Origin of the sequence: Corynebacterium sp. USCH3 (assembly GCF_037619475.1) — a bacterium.
GTDB lineage: Bacteria > Actinomycetota > Actinomycetes > Mycobacteriales > Mycobacteriaceae > Corynebacterium.
Window position 1 is genome coordinate 222,689 of record NZ_JAQPZT010000003.1, and the last position, 18,484, is coordinate 241,172.

General features: G+C 70.1%; 16 protein-coding genes. 11 read left to right on the forward strand and 5 right to left on the reverse strand.

Translation table 11 applies throughout. The annotated features are described in order from the left end of the window. Positions 1-7: 7 nt before the first annotated feature. From alr to groL, 4 genes are all read left to right on the forward strand, one after another. Complete coding sequence (alr, locus tag PQI66_RS07250) at positions 8-1,780, forward strand: alanine racemase (RefSeq protein ID WP_339997108.1); 1,773 nt, start codon at positions 8-10, stop codon at positions 1,778-1,780. Positions 1,781-1,961: 181 nt separating this feature from the next. After that, the gene (gene tsaD / locus PQI66_RS07255; RefSeq protein ID WP_339997110.1) at positions 1,962-4,370 is read left to right on the forward strand and encodes a tRNA (adenosine(37)-N6)-threonylcarbamoyltransferase complex transferase subunit TsaD; all 2,409 of its coding nucleotides are present in this window, start codon (positions 1,962-1,964) and stop codon (positions 4,368-4,370) included. Positions 4,371-4,506: 136 nt separating this feature from the next. Further along, positions 4,507-4,812, forward strand: coding sequence for a co-chaperone GroES (groES, locus tag PQI66_RS07260; RefSeq protein WP_339997112.1), 306 nt, complete (start codon positions 4,507-4,509; stop codon positions 4,810-4,812). Positions 4,813-4,823: 11 nt separating this feature from the next. Continuing rightward, entirely contained in the window at positions 4,824-6,437 is a 1,614-nt protein-coding gene (gene groL / locus PQI66_RS07265) for a chaperonin GroEL (protein ID WP_339997113.1), read from the forward strand. Positions 6,438-6,525: 88 nt separating this feature from the next. Here the strand turns inward: groL and PQI66_RS07270 are convergent, their stop codons facing one another. Further along, positions 6,526-6,858: a WhiB family transcriptional regulator gene (locus PQI66_RS07270; protein WP_339997115.1), complete on the reverse strand. Its 333-nt coding sequence runs from the start codon at positions 6,856-6,858 to the stop codon at positions 6,526-6,528. Between the two features lie 238 nt (positions 6,859-7,096). On the opposite strand from PQI66_RS07270, the gene PQI66_RS07275 reads away from it, so the two are divergent. Together PQI66_RS07275 and PQI66_RS07280 are read left to right on the forward strand one after the other, a co-directional pair. Then, on the forward strand, positions 7,097-7,681 hold the full coding sequence (locus tag PQI66_RS07275) for a sigma-70 family RNA polymerase sigma factor (protein ID WP_339997116.1): 585 nt from the start codon (positions 7,097-7,099) through the stop codon (positions 7,679-7,681). Next, positions 7,681-8,592 (forward strand): hypothetical protein, encoded by a 912-nt coding sequence (locus PQI66_RS07280; RefSeq protein WP_339997117.1) that lies wholly within the window; start codon positions 7,681-7,683, stop codon positions 8,590-8,592. The genes PQI66_RS07275 and PQI66_RS07280 overlap by 1 nt, the downstream gene beginning before the upstream one ends. Before the next feature lie 59 nt (positions 8,593-8,651). On the opposite strand, the gene PQI66_RS07285 is transcribed toward PQI66_RS07280, so the two are convergent. Beyond that, on the reverse strand, positions 8,652-9,059 hold the full coding sequence (locus tag PQI66_RS07285; protein ID WP_339997119.1) for a DUF5319 domain-containing protein: 408 nt from the start codon (positions 9,057-9,059) through the stop codon (positions 8,652-8,654). Between the two features lie 163 nt (positions 9,060-9,222). Between PQI66_RS07285 and guaB the strand changes: the two genes are divergently transcribed. Both guaB and PQI66_RS07295 read left to right on the forward strand, forming a co-directional pair. Further along, a complete protein-coding gene (gene guaB / locus PQI66_RS07290) occupies positions 9,223-10,752 on the forward strand; it encodes an IMP dehydrogenase (RefSeq protein ID WP_339997121.1) in 1,530 nt (509 codons plus the stop codon). Between the two features lie 14 nt (positions 10,753-10,766). Beyond that, a complete protein-coding gene (locus PQI66_RS07295) occupies positions 10,767-11,918 on the forward strand; it encodes a GuaB3 family IMP dehydrogenase-related protein (protein WP_339997123.1) in 1,152 nt (383 codons plus the stop codon). Between the two features lie 97 nt (positions 11,919-12,015). Here PQI66_RS07295 and PQI66_RS07300 read toward each other — a convergent pair whose 3' ends face one another. Next, the gene (locus PQI66_RS07300; RefSeq protein WP_339997125.1) at positions 12,016-12,303 is read right to left on the reverse strand and encodes a hypothetical protein; all 288 of its coding nucleotides are present in this window, start codon (positions 12,301-12,303) and stop codon (positions 12,016-12,018) included. Beyond that, positions 12,300-13,556 carry a Na/Pi symporter gene (locus PQI66_RS07305; RefSeq protein ID WP_339997127.1) on the reverse strand — a complete coding sequence of 419 codons (1,257 nt, stop codon included), beginning with the start codon at positions 13,554-13,556 and terminating at the stop codon, positions 12,300-12,302. Before PQI66_RS07305 ends, PQI66_RS07300 begins: the two co-directional genes overlap by 4 nt. A gap of 190 nt (positions 13,557-13,746) precedes the next feature. Here PQI66_RS07305 and guaA point away from each other — a divergent pair, with 190 nt between their 5' ends. Further along, positions 13,747-15,351 carry a glutamine-hydrolyzing GMP synthase gene (guaA, locus tag PQI66_RS07310; protein WP_339997128.1) on the forward strand — a complete coding sequence of 535 codons (1,605 nt, stop codon included), beginning with the start codon at positions 13,747-13,749 and terminating at the stop codon, positions 15,349-15,351. A gap of 106 nt (positions 15,352-15,457) precedes the next feature. Here guaA and PQI66_RS07315 read toward each other — a convergent pair whose 3' ends face one another. Then, positions 15,458-15,904 carry a hypothetical protein gene (locus PQI66_RS07315; protein WP_339997129.1) on the reverse strand — a complete coding sequence of 149 codons (447 nt, stop codon included), beginning with the start codon at positions 15,902-15,904 and terminating at the stop codon, positions 15,458-15,460. Between the two features lie 181 nt (positions 15,905-16,085). On the opposite strand from PQI66_RS07315, the gene PQI66_RS07320 reads away from it, so the two are divergent. Both PQI66_RS07320 and PQI66_RS07325 read left to right on the forward strand, forming a co-directional pair. Further along, a complete protein-coding gene (locus tag PQI66_RS07320; RefSeq protein ID WP_339997131.1) occupies positions 16,086-16,808 on the forward strand; it encodes a hypothetical protein in 723 nt (240 codons plus the stop codon). Next, positions 16,805-18,463: a Y-family DNA polymerase gene (locus tag PQI66_RS07325; protein WP_339997132.1), complete on the forward strand. Its 1,659-nt coding sequence runs from the start codon at positions 16,805-16,807 to the stop codon at positions 18,461-18,463. Before PQI66_RS07320 ends, PQI66_RS07325 begins: the two co-directional genes overlap by 4 nt. The last annotated feature ends 21 nt before the right edge of the window (positions 18,464-18,484 follow it).

Consider the following 18,484-nt stretch of genomic DNA (forward strand, 5'->3'; position numbering starts at 1 on the left):
GCACACAGTGACCTCCCACACCCTGGCAGAGGCCGTCGTCGACCTCGGAGCCGTCGACCACAACGTCCGGACCCTGGCGCGGATCGCCGCGCCTGCCGGTGTCATGGCGATCGTGAAGGCCGACGGCTACAACCACGGCATGGTCGACATCGCCCGTACGGCACTCGACGCCGGCGCGGTCGCCCTGGGCGTGGCCACGCTCGGTGAGGCGCTCACCCTCCGCGAGGCCGGGGTCACGGCGCCGGTGACGGCGTGGATGTGGCTGCCGGACCCCGACCTGGAGGACATCGCCGCCGCGTGTACGGAGGGGGTCACCCTGGGGGTGCCGTCGGTGGAGCATCTCGGGGTGGCGGTGACCGTGTCCCGGGAGGCGGTCGCCCGCGGACTGCCGCCGTTGTCGGTCGGGCTGATGGCGGACACCGGGCTGTCGCGGTCCGGGATCGAGGCCGCACGGTGGGACGCCGCGGTCTCCGTCGCCGCGGCCGCCGTCGCCGAGGGCGTACTCGGCGTCACCGGTGTGCTCTCGCACCTCGCCAGTGCCGACGATCCGTCGTCGCCGGTCACCGACCTGCAGGCACGACGCTTCGTCGCGGCGGTGGACGCGTGCCGCGCCGCCGGTCTCGACGTCCCGGTGAACCACATCGCCAACACCCCCGCGACGCTGTCGCGTCCCGACCTGCGCCATGAGATGGTGCGCCCGGGCGTCAGCGTCTACGGCGTCTACGCCGTGGACCCGGCGGTGATCCCGGTGGGGGAGGAGGGGCCGGTCCAGCTGCGTGAGGCGATGACGGTGCGGGCCCGGGTCGTCACCACGCGGGTCGTGCCGGCCGGCGAAGGCGTGAGCTACGGGCATCTGTGGCACGCCGAGCGTGACACGCGCACCGCGGTCGTGGCGATGGGCTACGCCGACGGGCTGCCGCGCAGCCTGTCCGGACGTTTCGGTGTGACGGTGAACGGAACGTGGTTCCCGCAGATCGGGCGGGTGTGCATGGACCAGATCGTGGTGGACCTGGGACCGGCGGACCAGGACGGTCCCGGGGCGTCGGTGCGCCCCGGCGACTGGGCGGTCATCTTCGGGGCGGGGGGACGGTCGGTCGAGGACGTCGCCGCCGCGGCCGGCACCATCGCCTACGAGATCCTCACCCTGCCCCGGGGGCGGGTGCGTCGGCGTGTCCTGCCGGTGCAGCCCCCGGGGTCGTCGGACGGGGTGTTCGCCGCGGAGTCCGGCAGCGTCGCCGCCGACACCGCCGACGACATGCGACGTCTCGGGCAGGAGCTCGGGAGCCGTCTGCGCGCGGGCGACGTCGTGGTGCTCACCGGCGCGCTCGGCGCCGGGAAGACGACGATCACCCAGGGCATCGCCGCCGGCCTGGGGGTGAGGGGCCGGGTCCAGTCTCCGACGTTCACGATCATCCGCGAACACCGGCCGGGGACCGACGGGACCGACGGGGCTGGCGGGGCTGACGGTACGGCGCGTCCGGGCATGCTGCACATGGACGCCTACCGGTTGCTCGGTGAGGAACTCCACGCCGACCGGGCCGACGGTCTCGGCAGCGCGCCGTCGAGGGACGTCGTGCTCGATGCACTGGAGTCCCTCGACATCGACGCCGACCTGGAGGACCGGGTACTGGTCGCGGAATGGGGGCGCGGGGTGGTCGAGGCCCTGGCTCCGCGGCGGTGGATCGACGTGGAAATCGACCGGTCGGAGCCGGATAGCGTCGGCGGGGATTTCCCGGAGGAATCACCCCGCAGACTGCATTGGCGCTGGTCGCAGAGGTAGCACTTCTGAATCCCCCCGATAATAGCCCCCATAAGCAGAATTGATTGGCGAGAATCTGCATGTGGTGCCAAAATGGGTGACGGATCACCGTGAGGGGTGTATCCAGAAGCCCCGTCGCAATTGGAGAGTGCGACGGGGCTTCGCCTATGGGGGCAGGTACGTGGGACTAGGATCAGGGCCCATGCATGTTCTCTCGCTCGACACGTCCACCTCTTTCGTTGTCGCGGGGGTGGTCCACTGTCCGGAGGGGGCCGCCGGTCCGTCGGACGGGCCACGACTGCTGGCCGAACGGGTGGACCTCAACCCACGGGGCCACATGGAGGTCCTGACCCCGAATATCCTCGCCGCGCTCGCTGAGGCGGGACTGACGCCCGATGACCTGGACGCGGTCGTGGTGGGCGTCGGCCCCGGGCCGTTCACGGGCCTGCGGGTGGGCATGGCGACGGGGGCCGCCTTCGGTGACGCCCTGGGGATCCCGGTGCACGGCGTGTCCGGACATTCCGGTACCGCTGCGGGTGCGGCCACGGCGTCCCGGTGTCTGGTCCTCAGCGACGCGCGGCGCCGCGAGTGGTACTGGAGCCTCGTCGACGGCGCCACCGGGGACGTTCTCGACGGCCCTGCGGTCGCTGCGCCGGACGACGTCGTCGCGACACATCCCGAGACGGACGTCCTGGCGTCCCGCGAGGTCGCCGACCGCGCCGGCGCGGTGCCGGGGTGGACGGTGCGTGACACGGACGCCCGTCCCACCCCGGTCGGCCTGGTGACTGCGGCGGTCCGCCACCTGGGCGGTCGTGACGCGTTGCTCCGGCCGGGAGCGCCGCTACGGGCGCTGTACCTGCGGCGTCCCGATGCGGTGGAACCCAAGGCGGTGCAGGTCTCGGCGGCCCTGGACTTCAGCGGCGTGGACCGGGGCGCCGGACCGGCGGCGGACGCGACCGACGGTGCAGCCGGCGCAGCCGGTGCCTGCGTGCCGACGCCGGAGGTGGGGCCGTTGGCACCCCAGGCGGCGGCGCGGTGCGCGGAGATCGAGGCGGAGCTCTTCGCGGGGGACTCGCCCTGGCCGGAGGCGGGGTTCATCGGGGAGATCGCCGCCCCGAACACGGTCTACCTCGGCCTGGTCACCGGTCAGGGGACACCGCGGGAACGGCTGGTGGGGTACGCCGGGCTGGCGAAGAACGGCCCCGCCGACGACCCGGAGTTCGAGATCCACACGATCGGCCTGGAATCCGCGGTGCAGGGCAGGGGCTGGTCGCGGTTGCTGATGGATCCGCTGACGGAGCTGGCGGACCGGGATGACGGACCGGTGTACCTGGAGGTCCGGACGGACAACGCCGCGGCGATCGGTCTCTACCGCAGCTACGGTTTCGAGGTCACCGGCACCCGCCGCAACTACTACCGTCCCTCCGGTGCGGACGCCTACACGATGTGCCGTCCGGCGCGTTCGGAGCGGGTCCGGAACGCCCCCCGGTTGATCATGGGTGTGGAGAGTTCCTGCGACGAGACCGGCGTCGGCATCGTCGAGCTGCACGCCGACGGGCGGGTCCGGCAGGTGTCGAACCGGGTGGCGTCGTCGATGGACCAGCACGCCCGCTTCGGCGGGGTCGTGCCGGAGATCGCCTCCCGCGCGCACCTGGAGTCGATGGGCCCGACGATGACGGCGGCCCTCGACGACCTCGAACGGGCCACGGCCGCCACCGGGAGGCGCCGCCGGCCGGATGCGGTCGCGGCGACGGTCGGCCCGGGCCTGGCCGGTGCGCTGCTGGTCGGCGCGGCGGCGGCCAAGGCGTACGCCGCGGCGTGGGGTGTGCCGTTCTACGGCGTCAACCATCTCGGCGGCCACGTCGCCGTCGGCACGCTCGACGGCGCTGACGGCACTGACGGCACTGACGGCACTGACGGCACTGACAGGGCCGGAGGTCTGGACCGCGCGGTCGCCCTGCTGGTCAGTGGCGGGCACACGCAGATCCTCCAGGTCAACGGCGTGGGGCGTCCGATGAAGGAACTGGGTTCCACGCTGGACGACGCCGCCGGGGAGGCCTACGACAAGGTCGCCCGTCTGCTCGGTCTGGGGTACCCGGGCGGCCCGGTCATCGACCGGCTCGCCGCACAGGGCGACCCGACGGCCGTCCGCTTCCCCCGCGGGATGAGCCGGCCCGGTGACGCGGCCTACGACTTCTCCTTCTCCGGACTGAAGACCGCGGTCGCCCGTTTCGTCGAGAAGACGGCCGCGGAGGGGCGTCGCGTACCGGTCGAGGACGTCTGCGCGTCCTTCCAGGAGGCGGTGGTCGACGTGTTGACCGCCAAGGCAGTGCGGGCGTGCGTGGACACCGGTGCGACGGTGATGCTGCTCGGCGGCGGGGTGTCCGCCAACCGTCGGCTACGCGAGCTGGCCGCCGAGCGGTGTACGGAGGCGGGTGTGCGACTGGTGGTCCCGGCGATGCCGCTGTGCACCGACAACGGGGTGATGATCGCGGCACTGGCGGCCCGGTTGATCGAGGCCGGCGCACCGGCCAGCTCGTTGGACGCCGCCACGGATCCCTCGATGGACGTCGAGGTGCCCGTGTTGGCACCCACCCTTGTTGAGGGCTAGCACTTGGCAGGGTAGAGTGCCAAGTGGTTGTGTGACACACAGTTGTTCACCCGCGACGACGGCTGTGCAGGATATACCAACCGGAACACAAGACAATTCCGATCACTGCATGTACGCAAACACGGAGGTATTCAACGTGGCTAACGTCAACATCAAGCCGCTCGAGGACCGCGTCCTCGTCCAGATCGTCGAGGCCGAGACGACCACCGCATCCGGTCTGGTCATCCCGGACTCCGCCAAGGAGAAGCCGCAGGAGGCCACCGTCGTGGCCGTCGGCCCGGGCCGCCTGAACGACCAGGGCGCCCGCGTGGCCGTCGACGTCGAGGTCGGGGACACGGTCGTGTTCTCCCGCTACGGCGGCACCGAGCTCAAGTACGACGGTGAAGAGTACCTGCTGCTCAACCAGCGCGACATCCTCGCCGTCGTCGACTCCGCGAAGTAGGTCGGTGACGCATGGCTAAACTCATCGCATTCGACGAGGAGGCCCGCAAGGGGCTCCAGCGCGGTGTGGACACGCTGGCGGACTCGGTGCGCGTCACCCTCGGCCCCAAGGGCCGTAACGTCGTCCTCGACAAGGCCTTCGGCGGTCCGACCGTGACCAACGACGGTGTGACCATCGCCCGCGACATCGACCTCGAGGACCCCTTCGAGAACCTCGGTGCGCAGCTGGTCAAGTCCGTCGCCGTGAAGACCAACGACATCGCCGGCGACGGCACCACCACCGCGACGCTGCTCGCCCAGGCGCTCATCGCCGAGGGCATGCGTATCGTCGCCGCCGGTGGCAACCCCATCGCCGTCAACGAGGGCATCTCGGCAGCCGCCGAGAAGGTCATCGAGGCCCTGCAGAAGCGTGCGGAGCCGGTCGCCGACTCCGCCGCGATCGCCAACGTCGCCACCGTCTCCTCGCGGGACGAGGGCATCGGCGCGAAGGTCGCCGAGGCCATGGACAAGGTCGGCAAGGACGGTGTCCTCACCGTCGAGGAGTCCCAGTCCCTGGTGGACGAGCTCGTCGTCACCGAGGGCGTCTCCTTCGACAAGGGCTACCTGTCGCCGTACTTCGTCACCGACGAGGAGTCGGCCCAGGCTGTCCTGGAGAACCCGGCCATCCTGCTGGTGCGTGACAAGATCAGCTCCCTGCCCGACTTCCTGCCCGTCCTGGAGCAGGTCGCCAAGGCAGGCAAGGAACTGTTCATCGTCGCCGAGGACGTCGACGGCGAGCCGCTGCAGATGCTCGTGGTCAACTCCATCCGCAAGTCCATCAAGGCCGTCGCCGTGAAGTCCCCGTACTTCGGTGACCGTCGCAAGGCGTTCATGGACGACCTCGCCGTCGTCACCGGTGCCACGGTCGTGGACAAGGAAGTCGGCCAGTCGCTGTCCGAGATGACGCTGGAGCAGATGGGCACCGCCCGACGCATCACCGTCACCAAGGACGAGACCGTCATCGTCGACGGTGCCGGTACCGCCGAGGACCTGGAGGCACGACGCACCCAGATCCGCACGGACATCGAACGCACCGACTCCACCTGGGACCGTGAGAAGCTCGAGGAGCGTCTGGCGAAGCTCTCCGGCGGTGTCGCCGTCATCCGTGCCGGTGGCGCGACCGAGACCGAGGTCAACGAGCGCAAGCTGCGCGTCGAGGACGCCATCAACGCCGCCCGTGCCGCCGCACAGGAAGGCGTGATCGCCGGTGGCGGATCCGTCCTGGTGCAGATCGCCGCCGAGCTCGACGAGTTCGCCTCCGGGTTCGAGGGCGACCAGGCCGTCGGGGTGAAGGCCCTGGCACGCGCGCTGCGTCGTCCGGCCTACTGGATCGCCGACAACGCCGGACTCGACGGTGCCGTCGTCGTCTCGAAGATCGCCGAGATGGGCAACGGTGAAGGCTACAACGCCGCCACCGGTGTCTACGGGAACCTGCTGGAGCAGGGGATCATCGACCCGGTGAAGGTCACCCACTCCGCTGTCGTCAACGCGACCTCCGTGGCACGCATGGTGCTGACCACCGAGACCGCCGTCGTCGACAAGCCCGCCGAAGCGGCGGCAGCCGCCGGACACGGACACCACCACTAGGAGTCCGTGGGCACGTCTGAGGCCCCCGTCCCCGGTCAGTCAACTGGCTGGGGACGGGGGCCTTCGTCTGTCTTCCAGCCCGGGGCGCTCAGGACGCCAGCCGGCGGCTCTCCCGGGCGGAACGTCGGGCCGGGGGCAGTCGACGGGCCCGTCCGTTCTGGGCGGCCGCCCGCTCGGACTCGCCCATGCCGCCCCAGATCCCGTAGACCTCGCCGACACTGAGCGCATGCTCCTTGCACTGCGCCAGCACCGGGCACTCGTTGCAGATCGCCTTGGCACGGTGCTCCCGGAGCGAGCGGGCGCGGCCTCGTTCCCCGTCGGGGTGGAAGAAGACGGCGGACTCGGCGCCACGGCATGACCCGTGGAGCTGCCAGTCCCAGAAGGCGGTGGCGGGGCCGGGGAGGTCGCTCGTCTGCGGCATGGCTGTTCTCCTGTACGTCGGTGGTTCTCGTGTCCTTCACTGTTCTCCAGCAGGCCCCAGGGTCGTCCCCGTGTGTGAACAACAGGTGTCCGGCAGCTGTTCATGATGTGACATTTTCCGGGAGGGTAGTCCCGGGTAAGTCCCGGGCGCCTGGCCCGCTGTGGTAATTTCAGCCCACAGGCAGGCGAGCTTGACCCGCGACCCGACGGCCTGCCCTGACCGTGGTTTCACGAGGACTATGACAGCGACTGACGACATCGACGAGGCTCTGCCCCGTCTCGTGCCCTCCGCAGTGGAGGGGGACGGGCGGGCGCTCCAGCGCATCATCGACCTCATCCACACGCCGGTCGTCAGGTACTGCCGTGCCCGCGTCCCGTCGACGAAGTACCCCACCCCCGAAGACCTGGCGCAGGAGATCTGCCTCGCTGTGGCCCGCGCGATACCAGGGTACGAGGACCAGGGCAAACCGTTCATGGCGTTCGTGTACCGTATCGCCGCGAACAAGATCGTGGATGCACGGCGTTCACAGTCCCGTGACCTCGCTGTTCCCACCGACGAGGTGCCGGACCAGGAAGTGACGGGAAACACCCCTGAGTCGGTGGCGATCGACCTGAGTTCCTGTAACGAAGTCGCACAGTTGCTCGATACGCTCAGTGACAAGGCACGGCAGATCGTGACTCTCAGGGTCTTCGGCGGGTACTCCGCCGAGGAGACCGCGGACATCGTCGGGTCGACGGCAGGAGCGGTGCGGGTCGCACAGTTCAGGGCGTTGGCCAAGATGCGGGAGACCCTGGAATCCCGCGAGACCTCGAGGACGGAATGATGGACAAGCACAGGTGGGACCCGCAGGGTTTCGACGACGACACCGTGAATGGTGCCGACGTCGACGCCGTGCGCGCTGCCGACCGCATGCTGGACGCCATCGCCGCCGGAGGGAAGCTGGAAGGGGAGGCGGGGACGGACCCGCTGTACCGGCTGCTCGCGGACGCCCGTGCCGAGACCGACCGGGATATGCCGGACGCACCGTCCGTCGGCCCGGCGGACACGCAGGACGGGGCGGCGCCGGTGGTGCCGCTGTCGGGTCATCGCCGTCGTCGCGCGGTGCGCCGTGCCGGCGGGGTGGCTGCCCTGGGTGGTGTCTCGTTGACGTCGCTGGTGGTGGGCAGCGGTGTCGCGGCCGCACTCGTCGTCGGTGGCTTCACCGTCAACGCCCTGATCCCGGGTGGTTCCGGTGGCTCCGGTGGGTCGGACTCGATCGTCGCCGAGTCCGGGCAGCAGGGCGGCGAGGGTGCCGCGGACTCCTCCGCCCGTCCGGGTGACGCTGACCCGGAGCGGGAGACCTCCCGGGCGTCGGACGACGGTGCGCCGTCGGAGTCGGACACGGAGTCCGTGGACCGCGGCGCTGACGCCGGCGGCATGGTGCTTGCCGACCCGCAGTCGGGGAGCGGGGCGGACTCCGCCGAACCGACCGACACCACCGGCGACGGTGGTGCAGCGGTCGACGAGGGCGAGTCCGCGGGTGACGCGGAGGCGTCCGAGGCCCCCGTCGAGACCGCCGTCCCGGGTGGGCCGATGGTCATGGCCGAGCCACAGCGGGGAGCCGCCGCGCCGGCGAAGACCCCCTCCTCGACCTCGTCGACGAGTTCGACGACCCCGAGCAGCTCGCCGAAGGCGCAGCGCGACGGTGACGACGCGGACTCCCCCGCGGAGCCCACGCCCGGCCAGGCGCGTTAAGTCGCCGGCTCGGCGTCAGCGCCCCCACTTACGGAACGTCCGCGGTCCCCGGCTCAGCGTCAGCGCCCCCACTTACGGAACGTCCGCGGTCCCCGGCTCAGCCAGTCCGCGGCGTCGGCGTATCCCGCGCAGTAGTCCCAGGGGACGTAGAAGTCCGGGTCGGGGTCGGCGCCGGGCTCGTGGACCGGCACCGGCCCGTCGTTGAGCATCGTCGTGAGGTTGGACACCAGGATCGGCCAGTCGTAGTAGTGCAGTTCCCGGCAGTCGTCACAGGTCATCGACACACCCAGCACACCCCGGGGTTCCAGGAGCTCACGGAAACGGCGGACGTTGGCCAGGTCCTCGCGCAGGGCGGCACGCTCCTCGTCGGACAGGGGTTCGTCCACCTCGTCGTCGAACAGGGCCGCAGGGTCCTCCGGATCATCGGCGAACGGGTCCGGGGGCATCAGAGAATCGTCGAAGTCCACGCAGACGAGACTACCCGGTGGGCGCGGTGAGGGGAACAGCGCCGGTGCGCCACGGCGACCCCGGCGGACCCTCCGGGTACTGATGCCGGACAACCGCCGGTGACGGGTTATCCTGTCTGGTAGTACCCGACGGATGTCTTAGGATGCAGGAGGCCTGACCGGCATGACCGATGCCCAGCTTGTGACCACTGGTGGCGACGACCCGAGGAAGGTGGAGCTGGTCGGTCTGACCTTCGACGACGTCCTGCTGCTGCCCGCGGCGTCCGACATCATCCCCTCCGAGGTCGCGACGACCACGCAGCTGACCCGCAACATCACGCTGAACGTCCCGGTGATCTCCGCGGCGATGGACACCGTCACCGAGGCACGTATGGCCATCGGCATGGCACGGCAGGGCGGCATGGGCGTGCTGCACCGCAACCTGTCGATCGAGGACCAGGCCGAGCAGGTCGAGATCGTCAAGCGCAGTGAGGCGGGCATGGTCACCGACCCGGTGACCTGCTCGCCGGAGATGACGATCGGCGAGGTCGACGAGATGTGCGCGCGCTACCGCATCTCCGGACTGCCCGTCGTCGACGGTGCCGGACGACTCGTGGGCATCTGCACCAACCGTGACATGCGCTTCGAGGAGGACTTCTCCGCGAAGGTCGCCGACGTGATGACCCCGATGCCGCTCATCGTCGCGGAGAAGGGTGTCTCCGCCGACGCCGCCCTGCGCCTGCTGCGCGAGAACAAGGTCGAGAAGCTGCCGATCGTCGACGGTGAAGGTGTGCTCACCGGGCTCATCACCGTCAAGGACTTCGCCAAGCGGGAGAAGTTCCCCAACGCGGCGAAGGACGCCTCGGGACGTCTGCTCGCCGGTGCCTCCATCGGCACCGGCGAGGACTCCTGGCGTCGGGCCGGGGCGCTCGTCGAGGCTGGTGTGGACGCCCTGGTCGTCGACACCGCCCACGCCCACAACACCGGTGTGCTGGAGATGGTCTCCCGGGTGAAGAGGGAGTTCGGTGACCGGGTCGACGTCATCGGCGGAAACCTCGCCACCCGCGGTGCGGCCGAGGCGATGATCGAGGCCGGCGCGGACGCCATCAAGGTCGGTATCGGCCCCGGCTCGATCTGCACCACCCGCGTCGTCGCCGGTGTGGGCGCCCCCCAGATCACGGCGATCCTGGAGGCCGCTGTCCCGGCACGCAAGGCCGGCGTCCCGATCATCGCCGACGGCGGCATGCAGTACTCCGGTGACATCGCCAAGGCCCTGGCCGCCGGTGCGTCCTCGGTGATGCTGGGGTCCCTGCTCGCCGGCACCACCGAGGCGCCGGGTGAGATCACCGTGATCAACGGCAAGCAGTACAAGATGTACCGCGGCATGGGGTCGCTGGGCGCGATGAAGGGCCGCGGCCTGCACGGCGAACAGCGCTCCTACTCCAAGGACCGCTACTTCCAGGCGGACGTGACCAGCGAGGAGAAGCTCGTCCCCGAGGGCATCGAGGGGCGCATCCCCTTCCGCGGCAACGTCGACTCGATCATCTACCAGATGGTCGGCGGGCTGCGTGCCGCCATGGGGTACACCGGGTCACGCACTGTCGCGGACCTCAACGACGCCCACTTCGTCCGTATCACCGGTGCGGGCCTGCGGGAGTCGCACCCGCACGACATCCAGATGACCGTCGAAGCCCCGAACTACTACCAGCGTTAGGAAACCAGGCACCCATGCAGGAACAGGTGAACATCGGGATGGGACGGACGGCGCGCCGTGTCGTCGGATTCGACCAGATCAACATCGTGCCGTCGCGGCGGACGCGGTCGTCCCACGACGTCGACACGACCTGGCGCATCGACGCCTACCGCTTCGACATCCCGTTCATGGCGCACCCCTCGGACGCCGTGGTGACCCCGGAGTTCGCCGTCGAGTTCGGCCGTCTCGGCGGGCTGCCGGTCATCAACGCCGAAGGGCTGTGGGGACGCCACCGCGATCTCGACGGTGCGTTGGCGAAGGTCCGCGCAGCGGCCGGCGACTCTGACCCGCTCGGTCTTCCTGCACCGGACAACGCGGCACAGCGCGTGCTCCAGGAACTGCATGCGGCGCCGGTGGACCACGGTCTGCTGGCGGAGCGTCTGGCGGAGGTCCGCGACTCCGGGGTGACCTTCGGCGTGCGCGTGTCCCCGCAGAACGCCCGTGACTTCGCGCCGGCGCTGATCAAGGCGGGTATCGACCTGCTGGTGATCCAGGGGACGCTGGTGTCGGCCGAGCACGTGTACTCCAACGGTGAGCCGTTGAACCTCAAGGAGTTCATCGGTTCGGTGGACGTCCCGGTCATCGCCGGTGGGGTGGTGGACTACACCACCGCGATGCACCTCATGCGCACCGGCGCTGCCGGCGTGATCGTCGGTTCGGGTACCACGACGAACAGCCAGGCGCTGGGCATCGACGTCCCCATGGCCTCCGCGGTCGCCGACGCCGCCGCGGCCCGGCTGGACTACCTGGACGAGACCGGTGGCCGCTACGTCCACGTCATCGCCGACTCCCACCTGGAGGTCGCCGGTGACATCGCCAAGGCCATCGCCTGTGGCGCGGACGCGGTGTCCCTGGGTGCTCCGCTGGCGATGGCGGACAGCTCCGGCGGGCGCGGCCATTTCTGGCCCTCGGTCGCGGCGCACCCCAGTCTCCCGCGTGGCGAGGCGGAGGCGGTCTACGGCACCTTCGGTTCGCGTGAGACCCTGCCGCTGGAGAAGCTGTTGTTCGGGCCGACGGACAACCCCTACGGCGAGGAGAACCTCGTCGGCGGACTGCGGCGTTCGATGGCCAAGTGCGGGTACACCGACCTGAAGAGCTTCCAGAAGGTCCCGCTCGCGGTGCGCTGAGCCCGCACCCCGCCGTTTGTCAGGTGGCAGAGGTGACGGCCTTCTGTCAGAGGCACCGGTCGGTTTTCCCCGGAGAACCGACCGGTGCCTCTGCCGTTCAGCCGGTACCTCTGCCGTCGCCGTCCGCGGTGGTGTCACCGGGCTGGCGGTTCGCCCGCAGCTCCTCCACGAGGTCGTCGAGGAAGAGTCGCACATTCCCCCACTTCTCCGAGGAGGCGTTGAGCAGGTGGGGGAGTTGTTCGACGGCGTCGTGCTGTTCCCGCAGCCGACGGTGTTCGGCGAGTTCCTCACGCAGTGCCTGCAGGGCGCCTTCCGTGTCGACGAGGATGCGCTCGAGCTGGGCTTCGGTGGGGCCGGGCGGGCGGGTGTTCTCGGGGTCGGTCACAGGAGCACCGTCAGCAGGATCAGTGAGGCGGGCAGGACGAGGAAGACGCCGATGACCCAGCCGGCCACGTACAGCTTGTTCCTGGCGCCGAGGCGGGCCAGCGTGGTGGCACCGGCGAGGGGGATCCACCGCAGGAAGGGCAGTCCGTAGATCACGAGCAGCGCGAAGACGTTGTAGAGGACGTGGACCAGGGCGGCCTGCAGGGCGAACTGTGCGTCCGGACCGGTGAAGGCGAAGGCGGCGATCAGGGCGGTGAGCGTGGTACCGACGTTGGCCCCGAGGGTGAAGGGGTAGACCTGTCGGAGGGAGAAGGTGCCGGAACCGGCGAGGGGGACGATCAGTGAGGTGGTCGTCGAGGAGGACTGGACCATCACGGTGATCAGTGTGCCGGAGGTGATGCCGGAGATCGGGCCACGTCCGATGGCCGTGTGGAGGATCTGTTTCGCCCGCCCGACCATCACGACCTTCAGCAGCTTGCCGATGATGTTGATGACCGTCAGGATCATGGCGATACCCAGGATGATGAGGACGATGCCGTCCCAGGGACCGGGCACGGGGCCGACGGCTGCGGCGATGAGGTTTCCCAGCGGGTCCGTCACACCGGTGACGGCGTCGCCGAGGCCACCGAAGACGGCGGCGAGGACGCCTCCGTCACTGCCTGCCATGTGGCTGGACAGCCAGCGGGAGGTCTTCTCGAGGACGCCGAAGGCGAGTTCCAGCGGGAGGAAGATCACCACGGCGAGCAGGTTGTAGACGTCGTGGATGGAGGCGGCGGCGAAGGCCCGGCGGAAGGACTCCCGGTCGCGGACCATTCCCAGACTCACCAGGGTGCTGGTGACAGTGGTGCCGACGTTGGCGCCGATCAGCATGGGGATGGCCGTCGCCATCGGCAGTCCGCCGGCGCACAGTCCGACGATGATGGCGGTGACCGTGGTGGACGACTGGATCAGCGCGGTCGCCAGCAGTCCGATCATGAGGGCGACCAGGGGGTTGGACGCGAAGGCGAAGAGCTCCTCGGCCTGGCCTCCGGTGGCGGCCTTGAATCCTCCGCCGACCACGGAGACCGCGGTGATCAGGAGGTAGATGCCCAGCGCCACGCAGAACCAGTTCGCCCAGGCGAGGGGACGCCCGCGGAGTCCGAGGCGGGTGAGGGGGCTGTGTACCGGTTCGGGTGGGGTGGTGCTGGTGACCTCTCCGGCCTCCGTGGCGGTGGTGGTGGAGGCGGGTGAGCGGTCGGTGACCTCTGCCGGCACGTTGGGCTCCATTCATGGTCGACGACGTGTCGTTGGGGGTACTCCCTGAAAGTGTATGGGGTTCACCTCGACTCGTGAAGTCCGGAGGTGAACGGAGGGTGAATTCTCCGGACGCCGTGGATCCGAGGTGTCGGCGGGTTGTTCGCGACCGGCGGTAACGGCTGGTGGGGCGTTCGGTAGAGTGGGCGTCGTGACACATCAGCAGCAGGCCGGCGCAGGCGCCGGCAGTCCCCGTCCTGAACCCCGGCCCGTCCTCGTCGTCGACTTCGGTGCCCAGTACGCGCAGCTCATCGCACGTCGTGTGCGTGAGGCCCGGCTGTACTCCGAGGTTATTCCCCACTCCATGCCTGTCGAGGAGGTGGCCGCGAAGAACCCGGCGGCCCTGATCCTCTCCGGTGGGCCCTCCTCCGTCTACGCTGACGGCGCCCCGGCCCTGCAGAAGGAACTGCTGGAGCTCGGCGTGCCGGTCCTCGGTATCTGCTACGGCTTCCAGGCGATGACCCACGCCCTCGGCGGCACGGTCTCGCACACCGGTGACCGTGAGTACGGCCGTACCGAGATCTCGGTCGACGGCGGTTCACTGCACGACGGCTTCGAGGCCACCCACCAGGCGTGGATGAGCCACGGCGACGCGGTGAGCGAGGCCCCGGAGGGGTTCACCGTCACCGCGCACTCCGACGGTGCCCCGGTCGCCGCCTTCGAGTGCCTGGACAAGCGCATGGCGGGCGTCCAGTACCACCCGGAGGTCCAGCACTCCCCGCACGGCCAGGAGGTGCTGACCCGCTTCCTCTACGATGTCGCGGGCCTGGAGCCCACCTGGACCGCCGGCAACATCGCCGAGCAGCTCGTCGCCGCGGTGCGCGAGCAGGTCGGCCCCGAGGGGCGTGCGATCTGCGGGCTCTCCGGCGGTGTGGACTCCGCGGTGGCTGCCGCCATCGTGCAGGAGGCCATCGGTGACCGGCTGACCTGTGTCTTCGTCGACCACGGTCTGCTGCGTGCCGGCGAGCGTGAGCAGGTCGAGCACGACTTCGTCTCCGCGACCGGGGCGAAGCTGGTCACCCTGGATGAGCGGGCGGCGTTCCTGGACAAGCTGTCCGGGCTCACCGACCCGGAGGCCAAGCGGAAGGCCATCGGTGCGGAGTTCATCCGGTCCTTCGAGCGCGCCGTCGCCGGGGTGCTGGAGGATGCGCCGGAGGGCTCGTCGGTGGACTTCCTCGTCCAGGGCACCCTGTACCCGGATGTCGTGGAGTCCGGCGGGGGGACGGGGACCGCCAACATCAAGAGCCACCACAATGTCGGTGGTCTGCCGGACGACGTGGAGTTCACTCTCGTCGAGCCGCTGCGGCTGCTGTTCAAGGACGAGGTCCGTGCGGTGGGTCGGGAGCTGGGGCTGCCGGAGGTCATCGTGGGACGTCAGCCGTTCCCGGGACCGGGCCTGGGTATCCGGATCATCGGTGAGGTCACCGAGGACCGGTTGGAGACCCTGCGCGCCGCGGACGCCATCGCCCGCGCCGAGCTGACCGCCGCCGGACTGGACAACACGATCTGGCAGTGCCCGGTCGTCCTGCTCGCCGACGTGCGTTCGGTGGGGGTGCAGGGTGACCACCGTACCTACGGTCACCCGGTCGTCCTGCGCCCGGTGACCAGTGAGGACGCCATGACGGCGGACTGGACGCGGGTGCCCTACGAGACCCTGGAGCGGATCTCGACGCGGATCACCAACGAGGTCGAGGAGGTCAACCGGGTGGTGCTCGACGTCACGAGCAAGCCGCCGGGAACCATCGAGTGGGAGTGACCTTACACAGGTGACCCCCTTTCCCCGGCCGGTGCGCGGACGGGGAAAGGGGGTTCTGTGTTTCTCTGCCGGGTGTCGGCCAGTCGGTCCAGTCGGCCCAGTCGGCTCAGACGTCTCTGGCGTCGACCGCGGCGAGATCCTCGAGCTCGCGGGTTCCGTCGAGCCGCGGCACGATCTGCCAGGTGTACACGCCGGCGACGGCCCAGACGATGACGGCGATGGCCCAGTTGTCGAACTGGAAGGCGGGGATCAGCATCAACGCGAGCCAGACAGGGAACAGGGGGACGACCTGTTTGATGCGGGTGGTGTAGCGGTCCCCACGGGCTTCGACGGCGGCGCGGACGTCACGGCGGTAGGGGTGGCTGAAGAGCCAGAGCAGCCCGGCGGCGAGGAAGACCAGCATCAGTACCACGCGGACACCGGTCGAGGTGGGCGTCGCCAGTGCACCCACTCCGGCACCGATGAGGGCTGCGACACCGGCACGCAGGGGGCGTGGGGTGACGGGGGTGGGGTGGACGGGGTGGGTACCGGTGGGGTCCGTGCTGCGTGCCATGGCTGTCCATCGTAGCCGGAGGGCGGGGTTTGACGGTCACCCGAGGGAGGAATAACCTGACTTAACAAGAACAGGTGTTCTAATGGGTGTGGTCATCGGACGGCGCATGTCACGGCGCTCCCGTAGTGTTGCCGTGGCTGGAATGGTCGTGGAGTGCTGTGAGGGTAAGGAGGTGAGGGTCGTGGAGCAGCCGCAGGGAACGGGTGTGCGAGACCGGGGGGCGATCGTCGCTGAACTCCGGAGCAGGATCGCGACAATCGGTGACGGCGGCAGGGGCACCACCGGTGACCTGCCTGAGGTTGACCATGCCTCGCGCGTCCCGGTGCCCGGGTGGCTGTCGGATGCCCTGGTGGCCGGTGGCCTCCCGCGGGGGGCGGTGACTGCCGTGGACGACTGTCCCGCAGCCCTCGTGGATCTGCTGACCACCCTGACCGCGGACGGTGGGTGTGCGGCGGTCGTCGGGTATCCGCGTCTGGCGTTGGCGGCGGTGGCCGCCGGTGGTGGGGATCTGGAGCGGTTGATCCTCGTCCCGGATCCGACGCCGCATGCGACGGCTGTCGTGGGCACCCTGGTCGAGGGGGTGGACATGGTCGTGTACGCGGCTCCGGCGGCGGTGTCCCCGTCCGCTGCGCGTCCGGTGGAGGCACATCTGCGCAGGAGCCGGTGTGCCCTGGTCGTGTGTGCCGGTGTCCGCTCCTGGCCGGGGTCACGTCTCCACCTGTCCTGGCGTACCGACGGGGTCACCGGTCTCGGTGTGGGGTCAGGCCGGGTACGGGGTGTGTCGGTGGTCGGCCAGGCGTGGGGTCAGGCTCAGCCGCCGCAGATGTTCCGGGGCACTGTCGGGACGGATGATGCGGCAGTCGGTCTGCGACGGGCCCAGCTTCCGGAGGGGAAGGCACTGTGAGCGCGCATCGGGTGGTCGTCCTCTGGTTCCCCGACTGGCCGGTGTACACCGTGGCTCTGCGCCGGGGGTGGGACCTGCTTGCGCCGGCTGCGGTGGTGGATAATCACCGTGTTCACGCGGCGAACGCCGCGGCGCGTCGGGCCGGGGTGCACCAGGGCATGAAAGAGAGACACGCGGTGGGGACGTGCCCGTCCCTGCAGGTCGGTGAGGTGGAGGAGTCTGCGGAGGCGGAGGCGCACGAGGAGGTGCTCCTTGCCCTGGAGGCCGTCGCCGCCGGGGTGGAGACACTGCGGCCGGGCTTGCTCGCGTTCTCCGCTTCTTCCCTGGTGCGCTATTACGGTGACGAGGCCACGGCCGTGGAGTTACTGGTGGACGCCGCGGCCCGCGTCGGGGCGGACTGCCTGGCAGGGGCAGCCGACGAGGTGGTCACCGCGGTGTGGGCTGCCCGGCAGGGGCGGCAGGTGCCCACGGGAGAATCGAAAGGCTACCTGGCGCGCCTGCCGTTGCAGATCCTGGCTGCTGAAGGATCAGTGGGGCCTCCGCAGGACATGGTGTCGGTGCTGGCGCAGCTGGGTATCCGCACCCTGGGCGACTTCACCGCGTTGCCGGTCACCGATGTCGCGGGACGGTTCGGTGAGGAGGGGGTGCGGTGGCACCGGATCGCCTCCGGTGAGCCGGAACGCCCGGTATCCCCGGAGCGCACCGCGGTGCCGTTGGAGGTCCGGGTGGAACCGGACGAGCCGGTGGCGGACACCGGGACGGCGGCGTTCCTCGCACGCCAGGCGGCCGTCCGCCTGCATGAACGGTTGGCGGAGATGGGTCAGGTCTGTCTCCGGCTGGCGGTGCGCGCCCACCTGGACCCGCCTGCGGGATACCACGGACCTGTGGTGGTCGAACGTCTGTGGCGATGCCGGGAACCCTTGGCGGAGGAGGACACCGCCCAGCGGGTGCGGTGGCAGTTGGACGGATGGCTCACCCGGGTGCGGGTCCACCTCCCGGAGACACCGGACGGCGTCGGAGGGATCAGTGCGATCGACCTGGTGCCGGTGGAGTGTGTGCCGGCCGGCGAGGTGGCTGAGGCCCTCTGGGGAGGGCCGGACGTCGGGATCCGGGCGGCGCGGGCTGCTGCGGCGCGCGCCCAGGCATTGATCGGCACCCGTGGGGTGCTGCGTCCGGTGCACCGTGGTGGACGTGCCGTGGCCGGCCGGGTGGTGACGGTGCCCTACGGTGAACAGGACCCGGAGGAGGTCACCGCCGTGCACGACCGTGCCTGGGACGGGGAACTCCCTGCGCCGTTGCCTGCCCTCATCGGGGCGCCGGAGACGGTGGGCTCTGCGCAGTCTTCCGCCACTGACCGGCTCCGGGCGCCGGGGCCGCGTCATCCCGCGTCCTCTGTCCAGCTTCTGGACGACACCGGCGAACCGGTGTGGGTCACCGGTCGAGGGGTGATGAGCAGCCCACCGGCGGCGCTGCGGTGGGGTGGCAGGGTCCACCGTCTGACGGGGTGGGCCGGCCCCTGGCCGGTTGATGAGATGTGGTGGTCCGAGAGCGGTGCTGCCCGCAGGTACGCCAGGCTCCAGGTCACGACCGACGAGCCGGCGGCGTTCCTGCTGGTGTGTCGCGGCAGGGCATGGCGGATCGAGGCGACGTACTGAGCGCCCGGCGTACTAGAATCG